This window comes from Variovorax sp. V118 (genome assembly GCF_041154445.1).
In the GTDB taxonomy this organism is placed as follows: domain Bacteria; phylum Pseudomonadota; class Gammaproteobacteria; order Burkholderiales; family Burkholderiaceae_C; genus Variovorax; species Variovorax boronicumulans.
In genome coordinates this window covers 3,580,890-3,603,547 of sequence record NZ_AP028663.1, presented here as the reverse complement: position 1 = coordinate 3,603,547, position 22,658 = coordinate 3,580,890, and the positions used below count along the sequence as shown (strand labels likewise).

Sequence of the window (22,658 nt, the reverse complement as noted above, 5' to 3'; positions counted from 1 at the left end):
ATCAGATGGCTTCGGAGCGGTCCGTGGCGCAGCGCTCGAGGTGCGCGACCAGCAGCTGCGCCGAGGGCGACAGCGCCGCCTCGCTGCGAAAGCAGATCGCGAAGCGCCGGCGCGCCCAGTCGTCCGTGAGCGGCATCAGCCGCAGTCCGAAGGCCTCGGTGAACGGCCGGGCGACCTCCGCCGGCACGACGCTGATGGCCAGCCCGGCGCGCACCACACGCAGCGCGGCATCGAAGTTGGACACCAGCACGCGGTACACGAGCGGCTTGCCGGCCACGGCCGCCTCGCGCGCCAGCATCAGCTGCACGGCGCTGAGCGCGGGCATGCCGACGAATTCGTGGTCGAGCACCTGCTCGAAGCGCACCGCGTCGTGGCGGGCCACGGGGTGCGACGGGTGGGCCACGATGGCCAGGTGGTCCGAGCGGTAGTCGCGCCGCTCCAGCCCGTCGAGGTCGGCCGCGTCCCAGCACAGGCCGATGGACGCGATGCCCTCGCGGATGCCGCGCACGATCTCGGGGCTCACGCGTTCTTCCATGTCGACGCGGATGTTGCGGTGCGCCGGGTCCTGCAGGAAGCCGGCCACGTCCTCGGCCAGCGACTCGGCCATGACCGAGGCCGAGGCCAGGATGCGCACGTGCCCGCGCGCGCCGCCCGCGTAGGCGGCCATGTCGCGCTCGATGCGGGTGGCGCTGCCGAGCATGGCGCGCGCGTGTTCGAGCAGCGTTTCGCCGGCCGGCGTGGGCACCACGCCGCGGCGCTTGCGCAGCAGCAGCGGCGTGCCGACCGTGTCTTCGAGCTGGGCCAGGCGCTTGCTGATGGCCGAGCCGACGATGTTGGCCTGCTCGCCCGCGCGCGCGATGCTGCGGCTGTCGCAGACGGCGACGAACAGGCGCAGGGTGGTCAGGTCGAGGTCTCTCATGAAGTTCCAATCGGGAAGCAAACGGCTTCCAAAATATACCTTCAGGACTGAATCGGAACTTCTACGATCGGCGTCATTCCCTCACGACGGAGACACGCTCTTGATTCACGCCTTCCTGCCGCCGCGCGCGGTCGTCCGCGAAGTGGGCCTGCGCGACGGCCTGCAAAGCATTGCCCGCGTGCTGCCCACCGCACGCAAGCTCGAATGGATCCGCGACGCGCACGCGGCCGGCCAGCGCGAGATCGAGGTCGGCTCCTTCGTGCCGGCGCACCTGCTGCCGCAGCTGGCCGACACGGCCGAGCTGCTGGCCTATGCCAAGACGCTGCCGGGCCTGTTCGCCTCGGTGCTGGTGCCCAACCTGAAGGGCGCGGAGCGTGCGATCGCAGGCGAGGCCGACCTGATGATGGTGCCGCTGTCGGCCAGCCACGCCCACAGCCTGGCCAACCTGCGCAAGACGCCCGACGAGGTGGTGGCCGAGGTGGCCCGCATTCGCGCGGCGCGCGACGCGGCGGGCTCGAAGACGTTGATCGACGGCGGCGTGGGCACGGCCTTCGGCTGCACGCTGCAGGGCCATGTGGCGCCCGACGAGGTGCTGCGGCTGATACAGGCGCTGCTCGACGCGGGCGCCGACCGCGTGAGCCTGGCCGACACCGTCGGCTACGCCGATCCGGCGATGGTGCGCAGCCTGTTCGAGCGCGCGTTGCGAATCGCGGGCGACCGGCTGTGGTGCGGGCATTTTCACGACACGCGCGGGCTGGGCCTGGCCAATGTCTACGCCGCGCTGGAGGTCGGCATCACGCGCTTCGACGCCTGCCTGGCCGGTATCGGCGGCTGTCCGCATGCGCCGGGCGCGAGCGGCAATGTCGACACCGAGGACCTCGTCTTCATGCTCGAGAGCATGGGCGTGCAGACGGGGGTCGATCTGCCGAAGCTGCTCGATCTGAGGAAGCGCGTGGCCGGCTGGCTCGACGGCGAGACGCTGCAGGGCACGGTGTGGCGCGCGGGCTTTCCGAAGACCTTTGCGCCGGCGGAAGGCGTCGCCGCATGAGCACCGAAGCAAAGCGCCTGCCGCTCGCCGGCATCCGCGTGGTCGAGTTCACGCACATGGTCATGGGGCCGACCTGCGGCATGGTGCTGGCCGACCTGGGCGCCGAGGTCATCAAGGTCGAGCCCATCGACGGCGACCGCACGCGGCATCTGCTGGGCGCGGGCGCGGGCTTCTTCCCGATGTTCAACCGCAACAAGAAGAGCATCGCGCTCGACCTGCGCCATCCGCAGGGGCTCGAGGCCGCGCTGCGCCTGTGCGCCACGGCCGACGTGGTGGCGCAGAACTTCCGCCCCGGCACGATGGACAAGTACGGCCTGGGCTACGCCGCGCTGGGCAAGCTCAATCCGCGCCTCGTGTACGTGAACCACACGGGCTTCCTGCCCGGCCCCTACGAGCATCGCACCGCGCTGGACGAGGTGGTGCAGATGATGGGCGGGCTCGCGTACATGACCGGGCGCCCCGGCGATCCGCTGCGCGCGGGCAGCAGCGTGAACGACATCATGGGCGGCATGTTCGGCGCCATCGGCGCGATCGCGGCGCTGATGCAGCGCGCCGAAACCGGCCGGGGGCAGGAGGTGCAGTCGGCGCTGTTCGAGAACAACGTGTTCCTGGTCGGCCAGCACATGCTGCAGTACGCCATCACGGGGCAGGCGGCGGCGCCGATGCCCGAGCGCATCTCGGCCTGGGCGCTGTACGACGTGTTCACCGTGAAGGACGGCGAGCAGATCTTCCTGGCGGCCGTGAGCGACGCGCAGTGGAAGACCTTCTGCGACGCGCTGGGCTTCGACGACCTGAAGGCCGACGCCACGCTGCAGACCAACAACGACCGCGTGCGCCTGCGCCCGACCTTGCTGGCCGCGCTGCGCACCCGCCTGGCCGACCGTTCGGCCGCCGAGCTGTCGGCGATCTTCGAGGCGCGCGGCCTGCCGTTCGCGCCGATCACGCGGCCCGAAGACCTGTATGCCGATCCGCACCTGCAGGCCACCGGCGGCCTCGCCGACATCCGGCTGCCCGACGGCGAGCGGGCCGGCGAGATGGCGCAGACCACGCTGTTCCCGATCACGCTGGGCGGCGAGCGGCTGGGCGTGCGCCTGCATCCGCCGACGCTGGGCGAGCACACGCGCGCGCTGCTGGCCGAGCTGGGCTATGCGCACGAACAGGTCGAGGCGCTGCATGCCGAGGCGGCCGTGGCCTGATCCTTCAAGCACCGACAAAGACAAAGAGAGACAAGACCCATGAGCCCGATTCCGTTTTCCTCTTCTTCATTCAACCGCCGCGCGTTGCTCGGCCTGGGGGCGTCGGCGGTCGTGCTGTCGGCCGCCCGCCCGGTGTTCGCGCAGGGCGGCGACAAGCCCGTGCGCTTCATCCTGCCGATCAGCGCGGGCTCGGGCGTGGACGCCATCGCGCGCGCCGCCTCGGTCGCGCTCGGCAAGGCGCTGGGCCAGCCGGTGGTGATCGAGAACCTGCCGGGCGCCGGCGGCATCACCGGCACCTCGGCCGTGATCAAGGCGCCGCCCGACGGGTTCACGCTCGGCATGGTGTCGAACAACCACGTGATCAACCCGAGCGTGTTCAAGAAGATGCCTTTCGACGCCATCGCCGACATCACGCCCATCAGCGTGGTGGGCGCCACGCCGCTGGTGCTGGCCGTGAACCCGAAGCTGCCGGCGAAGAGCGTGAAGGAGCTGGTGGCGCTGCTGCGCGCAAAACCCGAGGGCTACAACTACGCTTCGTCGGGCAACGGCACCATCATCCACCTCGCGGGCGAGATGTTCATGGACGAGGCCGGCGTGAAGGCGCGGCACATTCCGTACAAGGGCACCGGGCCGATGGTGACCGACATGATCGCGGGGCAGGTCGAGATGGGCGTGGTCGCGTTGCCGGCGGTGCAGCCGCATCTGAAGAGCGGCGCACTGCGCGCCATCGGCCTGTGCGGCCCGGCGCGTTCGCCGGCCGCGCCCGAGATTGCGACGATCGCGGAGCAGGGGCTGCCGAACTACGCGGTCGAAGGCTGGTTCGCGGTGATCGGCCCGCCGAAGATGCAGCCGGCCGACGTGAAGCGCGTGCACGAGGCCATCGTGGCCGCCTTTGCCGCGCCCGAGGTGCGCGAGGCGATGGACAAGCAGGGCAACATCGTCAAGCCCACGTCGCCCGAACAGGCCGCGAGCTATTTTCGCAGCGAGGCCGCGCGCTATGCGGCGCTGGTGAAGAAGGCGAACGTGGTGCTGGAGTGACGCCTTGCGCCTTCCCCTTCGCGAGAAGGGGGAGGCGACGTGCGGGCCCTACGCCGGGCTCACCGCGCGGTACAGCGCCCGCACGAAATCCGACTGCGTGATCATTCCCGTCAGCCGCTTCTCTTCATCGATGATCGGAATGTGGTGGTGGCCGCCTTCGGAGAACAGCGGCACCAGTTCGACCACCGGCCTGTCGGCGCTGGCCACGCGCACCTGGCGCGTCATGATCTGGCCGACCACCTCGGGCTTGTTCGACATCACCGTGCGCGTGGCGCGGATCAGGTCGCGCAGCCGGCCGGCGATGCCGTCGTGGTGCTGCAGGTCGAGCTGGCGGAAGAAGTCGGCCTGCGTGACGATGCCGACCACGCGGCGCGTGCGGTCGGTGACGGGCAGGGCCTTGATGCGGTGCTGGTGCATCAGCGTCCAGGCCTCCTGCAGCGGCGTGCCGAACTCCACCGAGATCGGCGTGCGCGACATGATGTCGGCGCAGTGCAGCGTGCCCAGGCGGCGCTTGTATGACTCGAGCTCGGTCTGTTGAATGAGCGATTCGAGGTCGTCGCGGCTGATGTCGAGCACCTGGTTGTAGCGCGCCAGCACGGCGTCGATGTCGGCCTGGCTGAAGCGCGCGTCGGGCGAGGGCGGGCGCGCCACTTGCACGTGCGGATAGCGCCGCCCCGTGAGCGTGTTGTAGGCCACGCCCGCCATCACCAGCAGCAGCGAGTTCACGAGCACCGGGAACAGCGCCGCCGAGAAGTCGGTGGTGTGCGTGAGCACCGCCAGCAGCGCCGCCGCGCCGCCGGGCGGGTGCAGGCAGCGCGTGAAGAACATCAGGCCGATGGCCAGCGCCACGGCCACGGCGGCAGCCACGGCGGTGTCGGGAATCCAGCTGGCGCAGGCGATGCCCACCAGCGTCGACAGCGTGTTGCCGCCGATCACCGACCAGGGCTGCGCCAGCGGACTGGCGGGCACGGCAAACACCAGCACGGCGGTGGCGCCCATCGGTGCGACCAGCCACACCGCATGCTCCAGCGGCACGGCCAGCCAGCGGCACAGCAGGCCGGTGATCAGCAGCCCGATGCCCGCGCCGCCCACGGCGCGCAGCCGCTCGCGCGCATTGACGTTGGAAGGGCCCGGGAGCCAGGCGCGCAGATAAGTCCACAGTGCGGCGAATCGCATCCCCCGTCCCCCTCAGGCTTCTTCGTGCGCCACCCGACGCCCGATGTCGGGCCAGCGGTGATGCAGCCAGACCCAGGCGACCAGCCCGATCGTGAGCATCAGCGCGGAGGTGAGGGCCAGTGCCAGCGTGGAGTGCATCACCAGCGGCGCCACCGCGCCGGCCACGACGCCGTTGGCGGTGGAGCCGATCACGGCCTGCAGCGACGAGGCCATGCCGCGGCGCTCGGGGTGCAGGTCGAGCACCAGCAGCGTGACCACCGGCACCATCAGCGCCCAGCCGAAGGCGAACACCGCCAGCGGCCACACGGCCCAGGCCACATGCGCCTGGAAGAAGATGTTGGCCACCACGTTGACCACCGAGGTGACCATCATGATCAGGAAGCCGTCGCGGATTTGCCGCTTGGGCGCCACCTTGCCGGCCATGCGGCCGCTGGCGCGCGCGCCGAGCATGATGCCGCCGATGGTCAGCAGGAAGAACCAGAAGAACTGCTGCGGTTGCAGCGCCAGGTGGTCGCCCAGGAACGCGGGCGCGGCCAGCACGTAGAGGAACATGCCGTTGAACGGCACGCCGCTCGCGAAGGCCAGCAAGAGAAAGCGCGGGTCGGAGCACAGGTCGCGGTAGCCGCGCATCAGGTGGCGCACCTGGAAGGGCTGGCGGTGGTCCTTGTGCAGCGTCTCGGGCAGCAGCTTGTAGTTGGCGACGAACAGCACCACGCCCACGGCCACGAGGAACCAGAAGATCGAGTGCCAGCCCGCGTGCACGAACAGGAAGCCGCCCACGATGGGCGCAATGGCCGGCGCGACGCCGAAGTAGATCGTCACCTGGCTCATCACCCGCTGCGCCTCGGCCGGCGGGAACATGTCGCGGATGACGGCGCGCGACACCACGATGCCGGCACCGGTCGACAGGCCCTGCAGGCCGCGGAACAGCACCAGCTGCGTGATGTTCTGCGACAGCGCGCAGCCCAGCGAGGCCAGCGTGAACACCGCCAGCCCCCACAGCACCACGGGGCGGCGGCCGAAGCTGTCCGACAGCGCGCCGTGGAACAGGTTCATGAAGGCGAAGCCGAACAGGTAGGCCGACAGCGTCTGCTGCATCTCGGCCGGCGTTGCGCCGATCGATTTCGCAATGCCCGAGAAGGCCGGGATGTAGGTGTCGATGGAGAAGGGCCCGAGCATGCCCAGCACGGCGAGCAGCACGGCAAGCGCCCAGCGCGGGGCCTGCCAGAGTTTGTCTGCGTCGGGATTCATGGAAAGGCGGCTCCGTTGTACTTGTGTGTTGTGTGTCGGTGGAAAACGAGAACGCCCGCCGCCCGGGTGAGGGGCAAGGCGGGCGCTTGGGCTTCAGCGAACCTGGATTACAGGGTGTCGATGAAGCTGCGCAGCTTGTCGGAACGCGACGGGTGCTTCAGCTTGCGCAGCGCCTTGGCTTCGATCTGGCGGATGCGTTCGCGGGTCACGTCGAACTGCTTGCCGACTTCTTCCAGCGTGTGGTCCGTGCTCATCTCGATGCCGAAGCGCATGCGCAGCACCTTGGCTTCGCGCGGCGTGAGGGAGTCGAGGATGTCCTTGACCACGTCGCGAAGACCCGCTTGCATGGCAGCCTCGATGGGGGCCGTGTTGCTGCTGTCCTCGATGAAGTCGCCCAGGTGCGAATCGTCGTCGTCGCCGATGGGGGTTTCCATCGAGATCGGCTCTTTCGCGATCTTCATGATCTTGCGGATCTTGTCTTCCGGGATCTCCATCTTGGCGGCCAGGATGCCGGCGTCGGGCTCGAAGCCGAACTCCTGCAAGTGCTGGCGCGAGATGCGGTTCATCTTGTTGATCGTCTCGATCATGTGCACCGGGATGCGGATGGTGCGCGCCTGGTCGGCGATCGAGCGGGTGATCGCCTGGCGGATCCACCACGTCGCGTAGGTCGAGAACTTGTAGCCGCGGCGGTATTCGAACTTGTCGACCGCCTTCATCAGGCCGATGTTGCCTTCCTGGATCAGGTCCAGGAACTGCAGGCCGCGGTTGGTGTACTTCTTGGCGATGGAGATCACGAGGCGCAGGTTGGCCTCGATCATTTCCTTCTTGGCATCGCGCGAGGACGATTCGCCCTCGTTCATGCGCTTGTTGATGTCCTTGAGCTCGGTCAGCGGCACCACCACGCGCGACTGGATGTCGGTGAGCTTCTGCTGCAGTTCCTGCACCGGCGGGATGTTGCGCGCGAGCACGGCGCTCCAGGGCTTGCCGGCGGCGGCCTGCTTCTCGACCCACTTGAGGTTCAGCAGGTTGGAGGCGATGCGGTTGCCGTTCTTGTCGAAGCCGCTGAAGTCGCGGATGAACTCGTCCTGCGGGAAGCCGCACTTGTCCACGATGATGCGGCGCAGTTCGCGTTCCTTCTTGCGCACGTCGTCCACCTGCGTGCGCACCAGGTCGCACAGCTTCTCGATGGTCTTGGCCGTGAAGCGGATGGTCATCAGCTCGTCGGACACGGCCTGCTGGGCCTTGGTGTACGCGGGCGTGCCGTAGCCTTCCTTCTCGTAGATCTTGTGGATCTTCTCGAACATTTCGGCGATGCGGTCGAAGCGCGAGAGGGCTTCGTTCTTGAGTTCTTCGAGCTTCTTGGTCAGGGCCTTGGAGCCGCCCTTGCCGTCATCGTCGTCTTCTTCGTCGAATTCGTCGAAGTCTTCTTCGGCCACGTAGTCGTCGGCCTCGTTGGGGTTCGAGAAGCCGTCCACGATGGTCGAGATGACGACCTTGCCTTCACGGATGGTCGCGGCCATTTCGAGGATCGCGGCGATGGTGGCGGGGGAGGCCGAAATGGCTTCCATCATGGCCATCAGGCCGCCTTCGATGCGCTTGGCGATTTCGATTTCGCCTTCGCGCGTCAGCAGCTCGACCGTGCCCATTTCGCGCATGTACATGCGAACGGGGTCGGTGGTGCGGCCGAATTCGCTGTCCACCGTGGACAGAGCCGCTTCGGCTTCTTCCTCGGCTTCTTCCACCGTGGTGGCGGTGGGCGCGGTGTTGTTCAGCAGCAGGGTCTCGGCGTCGGGCGTCTGCTCGTACACCGCCACGCCCATGTCGTTGAGCATGGTGACCACGACTTCCATGGTCTCGGCGTCGACCAGCTTGTCGGGCAAGTGGTCGGAGATTTCGCCGTGCGTGAGGTAGCCGCGGGTCTTGCCCAGCGTGATCAGGGTCTTCAGGCGCGAGCGGCGCTTGGCCAGGTCTTCTTCGGAGAGCACGGTCTCGTCGAGGCCGAACTCCTTCATCAAGGCGCGTTCCTTCGCCTTGCTGATCTTCATGCGCAGCGGCTTGACCTTCTCTTCAGTGGTCGCGACGGCCGCGGGCTCGTCACCGGCCAGGTCTTCCTCGATGTCCGACAGGTCGATGTCGCTCTCGCCGGCTTCCTTGGCGGCCTTGGGCTTGCGCCCGCGCTTGGCGCCGGTGGCGGGCGCGGCGGCAGCGCCGGCGGCCTTGGGCGGACGGCCAACTTTCTTGGCGGCGGGGGCAGCCGTGGCAGTGGCCGCGGCTTTTTTTGGATCGTCGAGAGAGGTCGATTTCGTGGGCACGGTTTTCACTTTCGTTGCGGCTGCCGTTTTGGACGCGGCGGCAGCCGTCTTGGTTGCCGGTTTGGCACCGGCTTTCAGCGGTTTTTCTGCTGCGGGCTTGGTGGCGACGCTCTTGGCGCTTTTGGCAAGTGAAGGAGCAGGCTTCTTTGAACTGGGCATACGACCTCGTTACGACAAGAAAAGACAAGCGGGATCACAGGCGCGCTGCCACGCGGACAGCGCCACCATGCCCGTGCACAGGCACGGACAAAACAATTGGGAAACGAGGAATTAATTCCTCACCAGGCAAGATGTCGGGCGAACATTTGGTGTGCAGTCCTTGCGGTTATTGACCCTTTCCGCCGGAATTTACCGTTGGAGTGCGTTGCGCTAGGGGTCGGCCCGGAGGTGCTGCTGTCGCTCTTGCCTAATTTCGCCAGTTGCGAAGCCCTACATTATAGCCTGTTGCGCAAATTTCAAGCAGTATCTGTCCCCGATGCGCGAATGCGGTCACGCAATTCGAGCCGGCGGGCTTCCAGCGCCTTGTAGCGTTCCAGGGCTTTCGGGTCTTTTCCAACCGAAGCGATGGCCTCGCTCTGCTGGGCCTTGAGCCGGTCGTCGAGCATGAAGTCGAGCACGCTCCCCAGCTCCTTGGCGGCCTCGGCCAGGTGCTGCTCTTCCTCGCCCTCGGGCACCGGCCCGGCCTCGGAAACGCTCATGAGGCGTTCGGCCAGCGGCGCGAAATCGAGCCCGCGCAGGCCTTCGCGCAGCGCCGCCCAGGGCTGCACGCCGTGCTCGTGCAGCTGGCTGTCCAGCCAGGTGAAGAGGGCGCCGTGCTCGCCCGGCAGATCGCACAGCATCACGTGCAGCTCGTGCGACAGCGCCTCCCACTGCGCCATGTTCGACAGCACCAGCCGCACCGCCACGTCGGGCCGGCTCGGCGGCTTGCCGCGGCCGCGCAGCGGCTCGATGGGCTCCTCGAACTTGCCGCCCCAGCGCTTGCCCTTGGTGAACTTGCGCGGCTGGAACTTGGGTTTGCTCTCGTTTTCGTAGCGCGGCGGCTCATAGTCCTGCGTCGGCGGCAGGTCCGGGTAGTAGTCGCCGGGGTCGTTGCCGTAGCTGTCGGGTTCGCTGTGGCGCTGTGGCGCCTGGGACGGTGCGCCGGCGCCCTTGCGCGGGCCGGGCGCGGCCGTGGCCCACAGGTCGGACAGCGCCGCGGCGTCGAGCTGGACCAGCGCGGCGATCTCGCTGAGCAGCTGCCGCTTGAGCGCGCCGTCAGGCATCGCGCTCCAGAGTGGACGCACGTTGCTCGTCATGTGGGCGCGGCCCTCGGCGGAGCTCAGGTCGCAGCCTTCGCGGGCGGCCTCGAGCATGAAGCGCGACAGCGGCGTGGCCTCGGCCACGAAGCCCGCGAAGGCCTCGGCGCCGTGCGCGCGGATGTAGCTGTCGGGGTCGTGCTCGGCCGGCAGGAACAGGAACTTGATGCTGCGCGTGTCGGTGGCGTAGGGCAGGGCGCCGTCGAGCGCCTTGCGCGCGGCGCGGCGACCGGCGGCGTCGCCGTCGAAGCTGAACACCACCGATTCGGTGAAGCGGAAGAGCTTTTGCACATGCTCGGTGGTGCAGGCGGTGCCCAGCGTGGCCACCGCGTTAGGAAAACCGAGCTGGGCCAGCGCCACCACGTCCATGTAGCCCTCGGTGACGAGCGCGTAGCCGCGGTCGCGGAAGGCGGCGCGCGCCTCGTACAGGCCGTAGAGCTCGCGGCCCTTGCTGAACACCGGCGTCTCGGGCGAGTTCAGGTACTTGGGCTTTTCGTCGCCGAGCACGCGCCCGCCGAAGCCGATGCACTCGCCCTTGACGTTGCGGATCGGGAACATCACGCGGTCGCGGAAGCGGTCGTAGCGCTTGGCCTCCTCGTCGCTGAGCTTGCCTTCCTCGTTGTTGATGATCACCAGCCCGCTCTCGGCGAGCAGCGGATCGTCGTAGTCGGGGAACACGCTGGCCAGCGCGCGCCAGCCGGCCGGCGCGTAGCCGATGCCGAACTGCTTGGCGATCTCGCCCGACACGCCGCGGCCCTTGAGGTAGTCGATGGCGCCGGGCGCCTGGCGCAGCGCCTTGCGGTAGGCGTCGCCGGCCTTTTCGAGCACGTCGGTCAGCGTGGCCTGCTTCTGGCGTTGGCTGGCGGCACGGGCGCGCTCGGCCGGCGAGACGTCGTCCTCGGGCACCTGCAGGCCGTACTGGCCGGCGAGATCGTGCACGGCCTCGACGAAGCCCATGCCTGCATGTTCCATGAGGAAGCCGATGGCGTTGCCGTGCACGCCGCAACCGAAGCAGTGATAGAACTGCTTGGTCGGGCTGACCGAGAACGAGGGCGACTTCTCGCCGTGGAAGGGGCACAGCCCCATGAAATTGGCGCCGGCCTTCTTGAGCTGAACGTAGCGGCCGACGATTTCGACCACATCGGCGCGCGCGATGAGTTCCTGGATGAATGAAGCGGGGATGGTCATGGCTGCGGGGAGCGGCAAATCATACGCAAGCGCACGGGCGGCATACTGAACCCCGCCGCAAATCCACATCACGCATGAAGACGCCACTGCCTTTGCAACACGCCGCGCCGCTGCTGCGCCATCCGCTGCGCTTCGTCTGGGGCGCGCTCAAGGACTTTCGCGCCAACCAGGGCCTGCTGCTGGCGGGGGCGGTGGCCTACTACGCGCTGCTGTCCATCGTGCCGCTGTTGATCGTGAGCGTGATGGCGCTGTCGCACGTGATCGACCAGGCCGAGTTGCTGCGCACCATCGGGCGCTACCTCGAATGGCTGCTGCCGGGGCAATCGAAAGCGATCGTGGCGGAGTTGTCGAGTTTCCTGGACCACCGCTCGGTGCTCGGGCCGGTGCTGCTGGTGACGATGATCTTCTTCAGCTCGCTGGCGTTCAGCGTGCTCGAAAGCGCGATGGCGGTGATCTTTCACCACCGCAAGGACGATCACAAGCGCCACTTTCTCGTGTCGGTGGCGATGCCGTACCTCTACATCCTGAGCCTGTGCGCGGGGCTGTTGCTGGTCACGCTGGTGTCGGGGGCGCTGCAGCTGGTGGGGCAGGAGAGCGTCGACCTGCTGGGGCGCAGCTGGTCGCTGTCGGGCATTTCGGGTTTGCTGCTGTACCTGCTGGGGCTGGGCGGCGAGATCTTCATGCTGACCTCGCTCTACCTCGTGATGCCCGCCGGGCGCATGTCGCTGCGGCATGCGCTGCTGGGCGGCGTGACCGCCGCGCTCTTGTGGGAGGCCACGCGGCGCGTGCTGATCTGGTACTTTTCGACGCTGTCGCAGGTGAACATCGTCTACGGCTCGCTCACCACGGCGATCGTGGTGTTGCTGAGCCTGGAAATCGCCGCCATGCTGGTGCTGATCGGGGCCCAGGTGATCGCGAACTACGAGCGCCTGGACCGCACCGGCAGCACGAAGCTGCCGGCGTCCGAGATCAGCGAGGGGCCAATCGAATCGCTCCGTCCAGACGAATCACCTCGCCGTTGAGCATGTCGTTCTCGATGATGTGCTTGGCCAGCTTGGCGTAGTCCTCGGGCGTGCCCAGGCGCGACGGGAAGGGCACGCTGGCGGCCAGCGCGTCCTGCACTTCCTGCGGCATGCCGAACAGCATGGGCGTGCCGAAGATGCCGGGGGCGATGGTCATGTTGCGGATGCCGCTGCGCGCGAGGTCGCGGGCGATGGGCAGGGTCATGCCGACCACGCCGCCCTTCGAGGCGCTGTAGGCGGCCTGGCCGATCTGGCCGTCGTAGGCTGCGACCGAGGCCGTCGAGATCAGCACGCCGCGTTCGCCGGTGGCTTCGGGCTCGTTCTTGCCCATGGCGTCGGCCGCCAGGCGGATCATGTTGAAGCTGCCGATCAGGTTGACCGTGACGGTCTTGCTGAACACGGCCAGCGCGTGCGGGCCGTTCTTGCCCACGGTCTTCTCGGCCGGTGCGATGCCGGCGCAGTTCACGAGGCCGACCAGCTTGCCCAGCTTGAGCGCGGCGGCCACCGCGGCCTGGCCGTCGGCTTCCTGGCTCACGTCGCACTTGACGAACACGCCACCGATCTCGCGGGCGACGGCTTCGCCCTTGTCAGCCTGCATGTCGGCGATGACCACCTTGGCGCCGTTGGCGGCCAGCATGCGCGCCGTGCCTTCGCCGAGGCCCGAAGCGCCACCGGTCACGATAAAAACTTTGCCGTCGATCTGCATTGAGAGTCTCCTGAAATGAGACCCGCATTATCGAAGACGGCCGCCGGCCAAAAAAAAAGGCCTCATCCGAAGATGAGGCCCTGAATTGGATCCGTGAGGACCCAAGGAGACAACTGGTGGTGGTCGGTGCTTAGCGCTTGCGCGAAGCGGTGGCCGTCTTGGCAGCGGCGACGGCTTGGGTCGACACGGCGTTGAAGTTGGCTTCGGCGACGTCCGACGCTTGCTTGACGGCCTTCTGGACCGATTCGAAAGCGTTGTTGGCGGCAGCCACGGCGCTCTTCAGCACGGCGACGGCGGTTTCCGAACCGGCGGGGGCGTTCTTGGAAGCGCTGTCGACGAGGCCGACGAAGGCTTGCTGGGCTTCAGCGGCCTTGGCTTCGAAAGCCTTCGAGAATTCGGCGCTGGTGCCTTGGGCGATGTCGTACAGGTGACGGCTGTAGGCAGCGGTCTTTTCAGCCAGGGGCTGGAACAGGCTGGCTTGCAGCGTCAGCAGCTCTTGGGCGTCCTTGACGCTCAGGGCAGCCTGGGCGGTGCTCTGGGCTTCGGTCAGGGCGGCCTTGGAAGCGGTCACGTTCAGTTCGACCAGCTTTTCAACGCCTTCGAAGGCCTTGGTGGTCAGGCCGAACAGGGTTTCGAGGTTTGCTTTTTGAGCGGCGAGGATTTGGTCAGCGGTCAGGGCCATTTGAGATCTCCAGAAAGGATGATGGGGTGGTCGATTCACGTTGCGCTGCGCCTCGTCGTCTATGTTGCGGTGCAGCATGGCCTCAAGTATAGGCAGCTGAACGCGGCGATCAAGTGGTTTTTGCTGCTCTGCAGCAATTTAGAAGCGGCCTTCTAAATCCGGCCTGCGCGGCCAGAATGCGGCCATGCGTGCTTTCTATTCCGGGCAGTTCGTCCTGCCCCTGCCGCCGGGCCACCGCTTTCCCATGTCGCGCTACGCGATGCTGCGCGATCGCCTGCAGGAGCAGCTGCCGGCCGTCGAGATGGACCCGGCCCCGCGCGCCAGCGATGACGAGCTGGCGCTGGCCCACACCCCCGAATGGATCGCCGCCGTCAGCGAAGGCCGCGTGAGCCCGCAGGCCATGCGCGAGATCGGCTTTCCGTGGAGCGAGGCGATGGTCGAGCGCTCGCGCCGCTCCACCGGCGCCACCATCGCCGCCTGCCGCGCCGCCTTCGCGGGCGGCGTGGCGGCCAACATGGCGGGCGGCACGCACCACGCCTACGCGGACAGGGGCAGCGGTTTCTGCGTCTTCAACGACGCGGCGGTGGCGGCCCGGCTGATGCAGGTCGAGCAGGCCCGCGCCGGGCGGCTGCTCAGGGTGGCCATGATCGACCTCGACGTGCACCAGGGCAACGGCACCGCCCGCATCTTCCAGGGCGACCCGAGCGTGTTCACGCTGTCGGTGCACGGCCAGAAGAATTTCCCGTTCCGCAAGGAGGCGAGCGACCTCGACGTGGAGCTGCCCGACGGCTGCGGCGACACCGACTACCTGGCGGCGCTGGAGCACGCGCTCGACGAGCTCGACCGGCGCTTCTCGCCCGGCCTCGTGATCTACCTGGCCGGCGCCGACCCCTTCGAGCGCGACCGGCTGGGCCGCCTCAAGCTGAGCTTCGACGGGCTGGAGGCGCGCGACCGCCGCGTGTTCGACTGGACCTGGCAGCGCCGCATCCCGACGGCCTTCGCGATGGCCGGCGGCTACGCCAGCGACATCGCCGAGACGGTGCAGGTGCAGCTGGGCACCTTCCGGGTGGCGCTCGATTACTGGCGCCGCTGGCAAAATGCCGCGCGATGAGCGCCCCCACCACACCCGCACCCACCCCCAAGCCCACGCCTCACACCCGCAGCGCCTACCGGGCGTTTCGCAGCATCCCGACGCGCTGGGCCGACAACGACATGTACGGCCACGTCAACAACGTCGTCTACTACAGCTGGTTCGACACCGCGGTGAACGCGCTGCTCATCGAGCGCGGCGCGCTCGACATCCACGGCGGCCAGACCATCGGCTTCGTGGTCGAGACGCAGTGCAACTACTTCGCGCCGGTGGCCTTCCCGCAGACGGTGGAGGCGGGCATCCGCGTGGCGCAGGCGGGCCGCTCGAGCGTGCGCTACGAGATCGCGCTCTTCGCCGAGGGTTCCGACACCGCCGCGGCGCAGGGGCACTTCGTGCATGTGTACGTCGACCGCGCGACGCAGCGGCCGGTACCGCTGCCCGAGGCGCTGCAGCAGGTGGTCGATTCGCTGCGCGCCTGAGCGCCCATGAAGAACGGCGCCCGGAGGCGCCGTTCGTGGATGAGTGGGGTGTGACTCTGCTTACATCGTCTTCTTCATGGCCTTGATGTCGGCCTTGCCCTGGGCTTCATCAGCCTTGGCCTGCTTCACGCAAGCGTCCTTGGCCGCGCCATTCTGGTCGTCGCACTTTTCCTTCGCGACTTCATAGGCAGCCTTCACCTTCTCTTCGGCCACCTTGCGGGCATGGCTGTCGCTCGGCTGGTACTGCTGCTCCAGCTCGGCCTTGGCCACTTCTTCCTTGCCCTTGGCTTCCTTCTGGCAGACGTCCTTGGCGTTGTCCTTCATCGTGTCGCACTGGGCCTTGGCGACCTTGTAGTCGGCCTCGACCTTTTCCTTGGCGACCTTGTACTCGTCCTTGGTCATCGCCCCGGCCTGGCCGGCGACGAAGAAGGTGGAGGCGAGGGCAAGCATGACGAGGTGTTGTTTTTTCATGGTGTGTGTCCTTTGCGGTGAATGACAGGGAAAGAGAAGAAAAGGGCGCAGGGCGCTTGCTTCTTTCTCAGTTCTTCTCGAACCAGAGCGCGTCCGGCGAGCGGCCGTCGCGAGATTCCCAGTCCTTGACCTGCTTCTCGGCCTCGTCGCGGCTGATGCCGTGGCGTTCCTGGATGCGGCCCAGCAGCTGGTCGCGCTTGCCGGCGATGACGTCGAAGTCGTCGTCGGTCAGCTTGCCCCATTGCTCCTTGATCTTGCCCTTGAGCTGCTTCCAGTTGCCTTCGATGGTGTCCTTGTTCATGCGAATCTCCTTGAGAAAGAGTGATGACCCGGCGGAACATGCCGCCGCCGTGAAACCAATGTCGCGTGAGTGATTCCCCCTGCCGGTAGGACGTGCAGGCCGACCCTCGTAGGCACAGGCCGACGCAGGCCGTGATAATGGAACGGACGCCGACGACAGAGACCCGAGACACCGCGCACCGCACCATGATCATTCACAGCCTGCTCGACACCGACCTCTACAAGTTCACGATGATGCAGGTGGTCCTGCACCACTTTCCGGGGGCGCGGGTCGAGTACCGCTTCAAGTGCCGCAACCCGGGCGTCAACCTCGCGCAATTCGCGGGACAGATCCGCGACGAGATCCGCAGCCTGTGCTCGCTGCAGTTCCGCGACGCCGAACTCGCCTACCTGCGCTCGATGCGCTTCATCAAGAGCGACTTCGTCGACTTCCTGGGCCTGTTCAGGCTTAACGAGAAGTACATCAACGTCATCCCCCAGCCCTCGGGCGAGCTCGAGATCCGCATCAAGGGGCCGTGGCTGCACACCATCCTGTTCGAGATCCCGGTGCTGGCCATCGTGAACGAGGTCTACTTTCGCAACACGCAGAAGAACCCCGACTTCGAAGAAGGCCGCCGCCGCCTCGACCTCAAGATCAGCCAGCTGCAGGAAGCCGGCCTGGGCGACCTCAAGATCGCCGACTACGGCACGCGCCGCCGCTTCTCGAAAGACTGGCACGAGGAAGTGCTGCGCACCCTGACCCAGCGGCTCGGCGCCGTGGCCTCGCCGCCGGCCAAGTCGCCCGCGGGCGAGCGGCTGCCGCAGCTGGCGGGCACCAGCAACGTGCTGTACGCCATGAAGCTCGGGCTCATTCCGCTGGGCACCATGGCGCACGAGTACCTGCAGGCCTGCCAGGCGCTGGGCCCGCGGCTGCGCGACAGCCAGATCTTCGGCTTCGAGAGCTGGGCCCGCGAGTACCGCGGCGACCTGGGCATTGCGCTGTCCGACGTGTACGGGATGAGCGCGTTCCTGCGCGACTTCGACCTGTACTTCTGCAAGCTCTTCGACGGCGCCCGCCACGACAGCGGCGACCCGTTCCAGTGGGGCGAGCGCATGCTGGCGCACTACCACGCGAACCGGGTCGACCCGCTCACCAAGACGCTGATCTTCAGCGACGGCCTCACGGTGCCGCGCACCATCGAGCTGTACCAGCAGTTCCGCGGGCGCTGCCTGCTGGCCTTCGGCATCGGCACCAACCTCACCAACGACCTGGGCTACGAGCCGCTGCAGATCGTCATCAAGATGATCCAGTGCAACGACCAGCCGGTGGCCAAGCTGTCGGACACGCCGTCCAAGAACATGTGCGAGGACGAGAAATACCTGGCCTACCTGCGCCAGGTGTTCGAGATCGAACAACCCCCCGTTTGAAGGCTGTACTGACCTGTCTGGTACGGTACAGCCCCCATGAAGAAAACGATCCGACTGACGGCAGCCGCGGCGCTGCCGATGCTCTTTCCCGCCCTGGCCTTCGCCGCCGATTTCGACGGTGCCGCGCTCTCGCCGTTGTGGGGCGTGCCGTTCGCCGGCATCCTGCTGTCCATCGCGCTGCTGCCGCTGGCCACGCCCTCGTTCTGGCACCACCACTACGGCAAGATTTCCGCCGCCTGGGCGCTGGCCTTCCTGCTGCCTTTTGCCGCGACCTACGGCGCGGGGCTGGCGGGCGTGCAGCTCGTGCATGCGCTGGTGGCCGAGTACATCCCGTTCATCATCCTGCTCACGGCGCTGTTCACCGTGGCGGGGGGCATCCACATCCGCGGCAACCTGCACGGCACGCCGGGGCTCAACACGGCGATCCTGGCCATCGGCGCGGTGCTCGCGAGCTTCATGGGGACCACGGGCGCCTCGATGCTGCTGATCCGGCCGCTGATCCGGGCCAACGACAACCGGCAGCGCAAGGTGCACGTGATCGTGTTTTTCATCTTCATCGTGTCGAACGCGGGCGGCTCGCTCACGCCGCTGGGCGATCCGCCGCTGTTCCTCGGCTTCCTCAAGGGCGTGGGCTTCTTCTGGACCGCGCAGCACATCCTGCCCGAGACCATCTTCATCCTGGCCGTGCTGCTGGCGCTGTTCTACGCCATCGACCGCCACTTCTATCGCAAGGACGGCGTTCTGCCCGTCGACCCGACACCCGACACCCCGCGCCTGGGCTTCGACGGTGCGGCCAACTTCTGGCTGCTGGGCGGCGTGGTTGCACTGGTACTGCTGAGCGGCTTCTGGAAATCGCCCGTGGTGTTCGACGTGTTCGGCACCGAGGTCGGCCTGCCGGGCCTGGTGCGCGACGTGGGGCTGGCGCTGATCGCCATCGTCTCGTACAAGCTCACGGCGCCCAAGGTGCACGCCGACAACCAGTTCGAGTGGGGCCCGATGGCCGAGGTGGCCAAGCTCTTCGCCGGCATCTTCCTGACCATCATCCCGGTGATCGCCATGCTCAAGGCCGGCACGCAGGGCCCGTTCGGCGCCATCGTGGCGGCCGTGACGCGCTCCGACGGCCAGCCCGACCCGGCCATGTACTTCTGGGCCACCGGCATCCTGAGCTCGTTCCTGGACAACGCACCGACCTATCTCGTGTTCTTCAACACGGCGGGCGGCGACCCGGCGGCGCTAATGACCACCTATGCCAGCACGCTGGCCGCCATCTCGGCCGGCGCCGTGTTCATGGGCGCCAACACCTACATCGGCAACGCGCCGAACCTGATGGTCAAGGCCATCGCCGAAAGCCGCGGCGTGCGCATGCCCAGCTTCTTCGGCTACATGGCGTGGTCGGGCGCGATCCTGGTCCCGCTGTTCGTCCTGTGCACCTTCATCTTCTTCCGTTGATCCTTCCAGCCCTTCAAAGAAAGAGACACGTTCCATGAGCAGCAGCAAGCCCAAGATCCTGGTCGCGCGCGCGGTGTTCCCCGAGACCCTCGCGCGCCTGGCGCAGCATTTCGAGGTCGAGTCGAACCAGGCCGACGAGACCTGGAGCAAGGACCAGCTGATCGCGAAGCTGCAGGGCAAGCAGGGCGCCTTCACCACCGGCAGCGAGCGCATCGACGCCGCGGTGCTCGACGCCTGCCCCGAGCTGAAGATCTGCGCCAACATGGCCGTGGGCTACAACAACTTCGACGTCGACGCCATGGCCGCGCGCGGCGTGCTGGGCACCAACGCGCCCGACGTGCTGACCGAGACCACGGCCGACTTCGGCTTCGCGCTGCTCATGGCCACCGCGCGCCGCCTCACCGAGAGCGAACACTTCCTGCGCGCGGGCAAGTGGGAAAAGTGGAGCTACGACATGTTCGCCGGCTCCGACATCCACGGCTCGACGCTGGGCATCATCGGCATGGGCCGTATCGGGCAGGGCATTGCCAGGCGCGGCGCGCACGGCTTCGGCATGAACGTGATCTATCACAACCGCTCGCGCCTCGACGCCGCGCTCGAAGCCGAATGCAAGGCCCGCTATGTCGGCAAGGAAGAGCTGCTCAAGACCGCCGACCACGTCGTGCTGGTCGTGCCGTACTCGCCGGCCTCGCACCACACCATCGGCGCGGCCGAGATCGCGCTCATGAAGCCGACCGCCACGCTGGTCAACATCGCGCGCGGCGGCATCGTCGACGATGCGGCACTGGCCGTGGCGCTGCGCGAGAAGCGCATCGCCGCCGCCGGCCTCGACGTGTTCGAGGGCGAGCCCAAGGTCCACCCCGACCTGCTCACCGTGCCGAACGTGGTACTCACGCCGCACATCGCCAGCGCCACTGTGCCCACGCGCCGCGCCATGGCCGACCTGGCGGCCGACAACCTCATCGCCTGGGGCACCGGCAAGGGGCCCTTGACCCCAGTCACCCCGGTCACGCCGGTGCCGGCGGCCACGAAGTAACCTGAAACCTGACCGCGAGCGCGACACGCCCCCACCTTGGAACTGACGGATCTGATTCTTCTTGCACTGGCCGCATTCGCCGTGGTGCAGCTGGTGCTGGTCATCTGGTTGCTGGCCCGCCGGCCGCCCCCACCTGATCACAGCGAAATGCTGGGCGTGCTCGCCGCCATGGGCCGCGCCCACGAACGCACCGAGCGCGAGCTGCGCCACGAGATCGGCGAGGGCTCGCGCGGCGCACGCCAGGAAACCGCGCAGGCCTTCGCCACCTTCCAGCAGTCGCTGGTGCAGCAGGGCGGCGAGGCCACGCGCACACAGAACGCGCAGCTCGACGCCTTCGCGCTGCAGCTCGCGTCGCTGCAGAAGACCCTGGCCGACACGCTGAACACCCAGCTGCAGGGCCTGAGCGAATCGAACGCGCGGCGCCTTTCCGAGGTGCGCACGACCATGGAAACCCAGCTGGCCCAGCTGCAGCAGAGCAACACCGCCAAGCTCGACGAGATGCGCAAGACCGTCGACGAGAAACTGCAGAGCACGCTCGAAGCGCGCCTGGGCGAAAGCTTCAAGCAGGTGGCCGACCGGCTCGAGCAGGTGCACAAGGGCCTGGGCGAGATGCAGACGCTGGCCGTCGGCGTCGGCAGCCTGCAGCGCGTGCTGACCAACGTGAAGACGCGCGGCGTGTTCGGCGAAGTGCAGCTCGAGGCGCTGCTCGAGCAGGTGCTCACGCCTGAGCAGTACGCGCGCCAGGTCGAGACCAAGCCGCGCAGCGGCCAGCGCGTCGACTTCGCGATCCGCTTTCCGGGGCGCGGCGACGACGGCGCGCCGGTGTGGCTGCCGATCGACGCCAAGTTTCCGCGCGACGACTACGAACGCCTCATCGACGCCCACGAGCGCGCCGATGCGGCCGGCGCCGAGGCCGCGGCCAAGGCGCTCGAGACGCGCATCCGCGTCGAGGCCAAGTCGATCGCCGAGAACTACCTCGCGGCGCCGCACACCACCGATTTCGCGATCCTGTTCCTGCCGGTCGAGAGCCTCTATGCCGAGGTGCTGCGCCGCCCCGGACTGATGGACGCGATCCAGCGCCAGCATCGCGTGACGCTGGCCGGCCCGACCACCTTGCTCGCCATGCTCAACAGCCTGCACATGGGCTTTCGCACGCTGGCGCTGGAGCGCCAGGCCTCCGAGGTCTGGAAGGTGCTGGGCGCGGTCAAGACAGAGTTCGAGCGTTACGGCGAATGGGTCGCGCGCATCAAGGAACAGGTGGCCAAGGCCTCCGACACCATCGACAAGGCCGACACGCGCGCCAAGCAGATGCGCCTGGCGCTGCGCAAGGTCGAGGCCTTGCCCGAGGCGCAGTCGCAGGCGTTGCTGCCGCCCACGGCCGACACTGACAGCGAGGCCGACGACACCCCGTGAAAGGTTCTGAACTGCTGCGCGTCATCGTGGCGCAGGTCTGTTTGCACGCCACGATGGCGGGCATGCGGCTCGCCACCCCGCTGCTCGCGCTGCAGCAAGGCTACAGCGCAGCGGCCGTCGGTCTGCTGATCGCGCTGTTCGCGCTGACCCAGGTGTTTCTGGCGCTGCCGGCCGGGCGCTTCGCCGACCGGCACGGGCTCAAGCGGCCGCTGTGGCTGTCGGTGATCGCGGCCTCGGGCGGGGCAGGGCTGGCGCTGGTTTTTCCGGTGTTCCCCGTCATGTGCATCGCCGCGCTGCTGACTGGCGGCGCCACCGGCGCGACCGTCATCGCGCTGCAGCGGCACGTGGGCCGCTCGGCCACGGACCCGACGCAGCTCAAGCGCGTGTTCAGCTGGCTGGCCATCGCGCCGGCGGCGGCGAATTTCGTCGGGCCCTTCCTGGCCGGGATGCTGATCGACCACGCCGGCCGTGCGCCGGCCGACCTGCTGGCGTTTCGCATCTGCTTCGCCGTGATGGCCTTCTTGCCGCTGCTGTGCTGGCTGCTGGCGCGCGGCGCGCACGAGCCGCCGCGGGTGGCGCCGGTGCCGGGCGCCGCGCCCACGCGGGCCTGGGACCTGCTGCGCGAGCCGATGTTCCGCCGCCTGCTGTTCGTGAACTGGCTGCAGTCGTCGAGCTGGGACGTGCACGCCTTCGTGCTGCCGGTGCTGGGCCACGACCGGGGCATCAGCGCCTCGGTGATCGGCTCCATCCTCGGCGCCTTCGCGATCGCCGCGGCGGTCATCCGCATCGTGTTGCCGCTGATCGCGTCGCGTGCGTCGGAGCGCAGCGTGATCCTGAGCTCGACCGTCGTCACTGCGGCCGTGTTCGCCATCTACCCGCTGCTGAATTCACCGTGGACCATGGGCATCTGCTCCGTGGTGCTGGGTTTCGCGCTCGGCGCGGTGCAGCCGATGGTGATGAGCATGCTGCACCAGATCACGCCGCACGCGCGGCACGGCGAGGCGCTGGGGCTGCGGCTCATGACCATCAACGCATCGAGCGTCGCGATGCCGATGCTGTTCGGCTCGCTCGGGGCGCTGATCGGCATTGCCGGCGTGTTCTGGGTGGTGGGCGGCGTGCTGGCGCTGGGCGCCAAGGCGACCTGGGGATTGAAGCTGTGACGGCGGTTTGAATCCCACGT

The 22,658-nt window shown here is 67.8% G+C and carries 21 protein-coding genes; 12 read left to right on the top strand and 9 right to left on the bottom strand.

Translation table 11 applies throughout. The features are described 5' to 3' along the window. Position 1: 1 nt before the first annotated feature. Positions 2-919, bottom strand: a complete 918-nt coding sequence (locus tag ACAM52_RS16785; protein WP_369647681.1) for a LysR family transcriptional regulator — start codon at positions 917-919, stop codon at positions 2-4. Positions 920-1,019: 100 nt separating this feature from the next. On the opposite strand from ACAM52_RS16785, the gene ACAM52_RS16780 reads away from it, so the two are divergent. The 3 genes from ACAM52_RS16780 to ACAM52_RS16770 are packed head-to-tail and all read left to right on the top strand — an operon-like array spanning position 1,020 to position 4,201. After that, complete coding sequence (locus ACAM52_RS16780; protein ID WP_369647680.1) at positions 1,020-1,967, top strand: hydroxymethylglutaryl-CoA lyase; 948 nt, start codon at positions 1,020-1,022, stop codon at positions 1,965-1,967. Continuing rightward, on the top strand, positions 1,964-3,163 hold the full coding sequence (locus ACAM52_RS16775; RefSeq protein WP_070059648.1) for a CaiB/BaiF CoA-transferase family protein: 1,200 nt from the start codon (positions 1,964-1,966) through the stop codon (positions 3,161-3,163). Before ACAM52_RS16780 ends, ACAM52_RS16775 begins: the two co-directional genes overlap by 4 nt. Before the next feature lie 39 nt (positions 3,164-3,202). Then, positions 3,203-4,201 (top strand): Bug family tripartite tricarboxylate transporter substrate binding protein, encoded by a 999-nt coding sequence (locus ACAM52_RS16770; RefSeq protein WP_369647679.1) that lies wholly within the window; start codon positions 3,203-3,205, stop codon positions 4,199-4,201. A gap of 48 nt (positions 4,202-4,249) precedes the next feature. On the opposite strand, the gene ACAM52_RS16765 is transcribed toward ACAM52_RS16770, so the two are convergent. The 3 genes from ACAM52_RS16765 to rpoD all read right to left on the bottom strand — a co-directional run bounded on the left by ACAM52_RS16765 (position 4,250) and on the right by rpoD (position 8,940). Next, positions 4,250-5,377 (bottom strand): HPP family protein, encoded by a 1,128-nt coding sequence (locus tag ACAM52_RS16765; RefSeq protein WP_159277579.1) that lies wholly within the window; start codon positions 5,375-5,377, stop codon positions 4,250-4,252. A 12-nt stretch (positions 5,378-5,389) separates the two neighbouring features. After that, the gene (locus ACAM52_RS16760; protein WP_062470580.1) at positions 5,390-6,628 is read right to left on the bottom strand and encodes a multidrug effflux MFS transporter; all 1,239 of its coding nucleotides are present in this window, start codon (positions 6,626-6,628) and stop codon (positions 5,390-5,392) included. Positions 6,629-6,735: 107 nt separating this feature from the next. Continuing rightward, complete coding sequence (gene rpoD / locus ACAM52_RS16755) at positions 6,736-8,940, bottom strand: RNA polymerase sigma factor RpoD (RefSeq protein ID WP_254668039.1); 2,205 nt, start codon at positions 8,938-8,940, stop codon at positions 6,736-6,738. On the opposite strand from rpoD, the gene ACAM52_RS16750 reads away from it, so the two are divergent. Then, positions 8,933-9,214 carry a hypothetical protein gene (locus ACAM52_RS16750; RefSeq protein ID WP_369647678.1) on the top strand — a complete coding sequence of 94 codons (282 nt, stop codon included), beginning with the start codon at positions 8,933-8,935 and terminating at the stop codon, positions 9,212-9,214. The two genes, rpoD and ACAM52_RS16750, sit on opposite strands and share 8 nt — an antisense overlap. A gap of 181 nt (positions 9,215-9,395) precedes the next feature. On the opposite strand, the gene dnaG is transcribed toward ACAM52_RS16750, so the two are convergent. After that, positions 9,396-11,423 carry a DNA primase gene (dnaG, locus tag ACAM52_RS16745; protein ID WP_369647677.1) on the bottom strand — a complete coding sequence of 676 codons (2,028 nt, stop codon included), beginning with the start codon at positions 11,421-11,423 and terminating at the stop codon, positions 9,396-9,398. A 74-nt stretch (positions 11,424-11,497) separates the two neighbouring features. On the opposite strand from dnaG, the gene ACAM52_RS16740 reads away from it, so the two are divergent. Next, on the top strand, positions 11,498-12,445 hold the full coding sequence (locus ACAM52_RS16740) for a YihY/virulence factor BrkB family protein (protein WP_139705423.1): 948 nt from the start codon (positions 11,498-11,500) through the stop codon (positions 12,443-12,445). Here the strand turns inward: ACAM52_RS16740 and ACAM52_RS16735 are convergent. Beyond that, entirely contained in the window at positions 12,393-13,151 is a 759-nt protein-coding gene (locus tag ACAM52_RS16735) for a 3-hydroxyacyl-CoA dehydrogenase (RefSeq protein WP_056590186.1), read from the bottom strand. The genes ACAM52_RS16740 and ACAM52_RS16735 overlap by 53 nt on opposite strands. A 130-nt stretch (positions 13,152-13,281) precedes the next feature. Continuing rightward, on the bottom strand, positions 13,282-13,833 hold the full coding sequence (locus ACAM52_RS16730) for a phasin family protein (RefSeq protein WP_062470565.1): 552 nt from the start codon (positions 13,831-13,833) through the stop codon (positions 13,282-13,284). Between the two features lie 184 nt (positions 13,834-14,017). On the opposite strand from ACAM52_RS16730, the gene ACAM52_RS16725 reads away from it, so the two are divergent. Together ACAM52_RS16725 and ACAM52_RS16720 are read left to right on the top strand one after the other, a co-directional pair. Continuing rightward, entirely contained in the window at positions 14,018-14,944 is a 927-nt protein-coding gene (locus ACAM52_RS16725) for a histone deacetylase (RefSeq protein WP_369647676.1), read from the top strand. Further along, the gene (locus tag ACAM52_RS16720; RefSeq protein ID WP_070059640.1) at positions 14,941-15,402 is read left to right on the top strand and encodes a thioesterase family protein; all 462 of its coding nucleotides are present in this window, start codon (positions 14,941-14,943) and stop codon (positions 15,400-15,402) included. The genes ACAM52_RS16725 and ACAM52_RS16720 overlap by 4 nt, the downstream gene beginning before the upstream one ends. A 60-nt stretch (positions 15,403-15,462) precedes the next feature. Here ACAM52_RS16720 and ACAM52_RS16715 read toward each other — a convergent pair whose 3' ends face one another. Together ACAM52_RS16715 and ACAM52_RS16710 are read right to left on the bottom strand one after the other, a co-directional pair. Further along, complete coding sequence (locus ACAM52_RS16715) at positions 15,463-15,873, bottom strand: hypothetical protein (RefSeq protein WP_095950978.1); 411 nt, start codon at positions 15,871-15,873, stop codon at positions 15,463-15,465. A 67-nt stretch (positions 15,874-15,940) separates the two neighbouring features. After that, positions 15,941-16,174, bottom strand: a complete 234-nt coding sequence (locus ACAM52_RS16710) for a CsbD family protein (RefSeq protein ID WP_095950977.1) — start codon at positions 16,172-16,174, stop codon at positions 15,941-15,943. Positions 16,175-16,359: 185 nt separating this feature from the next. Between ACAM52_RS16710 and pncB the strand changes: the two genes are divergently transcribed. Genes pncB through ACAM52_RS16685 form a run of 5 tightly spaced genes read left to right on the top strand, consistent with a single transcriptional unit; the run spans position 16,360 to position 22,638 of the window. Then, complete coding sequence (gene pncB / locus ACAM52_RS16705) at positions 16,360-17,580, top strand: nicotinate phosphoribosyltransferase (protein WP_070059637.1); 1,221 nt, start codon at positions 16,360-16,362, stop codon at positions 17,578-17,580. Positions 17,581-17,616: 36 nt separating this feature from the next. Then, positions 17,617-19,029, top strand: coding sequence for a sodium:proton antiporter (locus ACAM52_RS16700; protein ID WP_369647675.1), 1,413 nt, complete (start codon positions 17,617-17,619; stop codon positions 19,027-19,029). A gap of 34 nt (positions 19,030-19,063) precedes the next feature. Beyond that, the gene (locus tag ACAM52_RS16695) at positions 19,064-20,065 is read left to right on the top strand and encodes a 2-hydroxyacid dehydrogenase (protein WP_369647674.1); all 1,002 of its coding nucleotides are present in this window, start codon (positions 19,064-19,066) and stop codon (positions 20,063-20,065) included. 42 nt (positions 20,066-20,107) lie between these two features. Further along, positions 20,108-21,478: a DNA recombination protein RmuC gene (locus tag ACAM52_RS16690; RefSeq protein ID WP_369647746.1), complete on the top strand. Its 1,371-nt coding sequence runs from the start codon at positions 20,108-20,110 to the stop codon at positions 21,476-21,478. After that, positions 21,475-22,638, top strand: a complete 1,164-nt coding sequence (locus tag ACAM52_RS16685) for an MFS transporter (RefSeq protein WP_159277573.1) — start codon at positions 21,475-21,477, stop codon at positions 22,636-22,638. The genes ACAM52_RS16690 and ACAM52_RS16685 overlap by 4 nt, the downstream gene beginning before the upstream one ends. Positions 22,639-22,658 lie beyond the last annotated feature (20 nt).

What these genes read in the sequence shown, in the direction of transcription:
- ACAM52_RS16785 (WP_369647681.1), bottom strand. Translation starts at nt 919, where the DNA reads ATGAGAGACCTCGACCTGACCACCCTGCGCCTGTTCGTCGCCGTCTGC.
- ACAM52_RS16775 (WP_070059648.1), top strand. Translation starts at nt 1,964, where the DNA reads ATGAGCACCGAAGCAAAGCGCCTGCCGCTCGCCGGCATCCGCGTGGTC.
- ACAM52_RS16770 (WP_369647679.1), top strand. Translation starts at nt 3,203, where the DNA reads ATGAGCCCGATTCCGTTTTCCTCTTCTTCATTCAACCGCCGCGCGTTG.
- ACAM52_RS16765 (WP_159277579.1), bottom strand. Translation starts at nt 5,377, where the DNA reads ATGCGATTCGCCGCACTGTGGACTTATCTGCGCGCCTGGCTCCCGGGC.
- ACAM52_RS16760 (WP_062470580.1), bottom strand. Translation starts at nt 6,628, where the DNA reads ATGAATCCCGACGCAGACAAACTCTGGCAGGCCCCGCGCTGGGCGCTT.
- dnaG (WP_369647677.1), bottom strand. Translation starts at nt 11,423, where the DNA reads ATGACCATCCCCGCTTCATTCATCCAGGAACTCATCGCGCGCGCCGAT.
- ACAM52_RS16740 (WP_139705423.1), top strand. Translation starts at nt 11,498, where the DNA reads ATGAAGACGCCACTGCCTTTGCAACACGCCGCGCCGCTGCTGCGCCAT.
- ACAM52_RS16735 (WP_056590186.1), bottom strand. Translation starts at nt 13,151, where the DNA reads ATGCAGATCGACGGCAAAGTTTTTATCGTGACCGGTGGCGCTTCGGGC.
- ACAM52_RS16730 (WP_062470565.1), bottom strand. Translation starts at nt 13,833, where the DNA reads ATGGCCCTGACCGCTGACCAAATCCTCGCCGCTCAAAAAGCAAACCTC.
- ACAM52_RS16725 (WP_369647676.1), top strand. Translation starts at nt 14,018, where the DNA reads ATGCGTGCTTTCTATTCCGGGCAGTTCGTCCTGCCCCTGCCGCCGGGC.
- ACAM52_RS16720 (WP_070059640.1), top strand. Translation starts at nt 14,941, where the DNA reads ATGAGCGCCCCCACCACACCCGCACCCACCCCCAAGCCCACGCCTCAC.
- ACAM52_RS16715 (WP_095950978.1), bottom strand. Translation starts at nt 15,873, where the DNA reads ATGAAAAAACAACACCTCGTCATGCTTGCCCTCGCCTCCACCTTCTTC.
- ACAM52_RS16710 (WP_095950977.1), bottom strand. Translation starts at nt 16,174, where the DNA reads ATGAACAAGGACACCATCGAAGGCAACTGGAAGCAGCTCAAGGGCAAG.
- pncB (WP_070059637.1), top strand. Translation starts at nt 16,360, where the DNA reads ATGATCATTCACAGCCTGCTCGACACCGACCTCTACAAGTTCACGATG.
- ACAM52_RS16700 (WP_369647675.1), top strand. Translation starts at nt 17,617, where the DNA reads ATGAAGAAAACGATCCGACTGACGGCAGCCGCGGCGCTGCCGATGCTC.
- ACAM52_RS16695 (WP_369647674.1), top strand. Translation starts at nt 19,064, where the DNA reads ATGAGCAGCAGCAAGCCCAAGATCCTGGTCGCGCGCGCGGTGTTCCCC.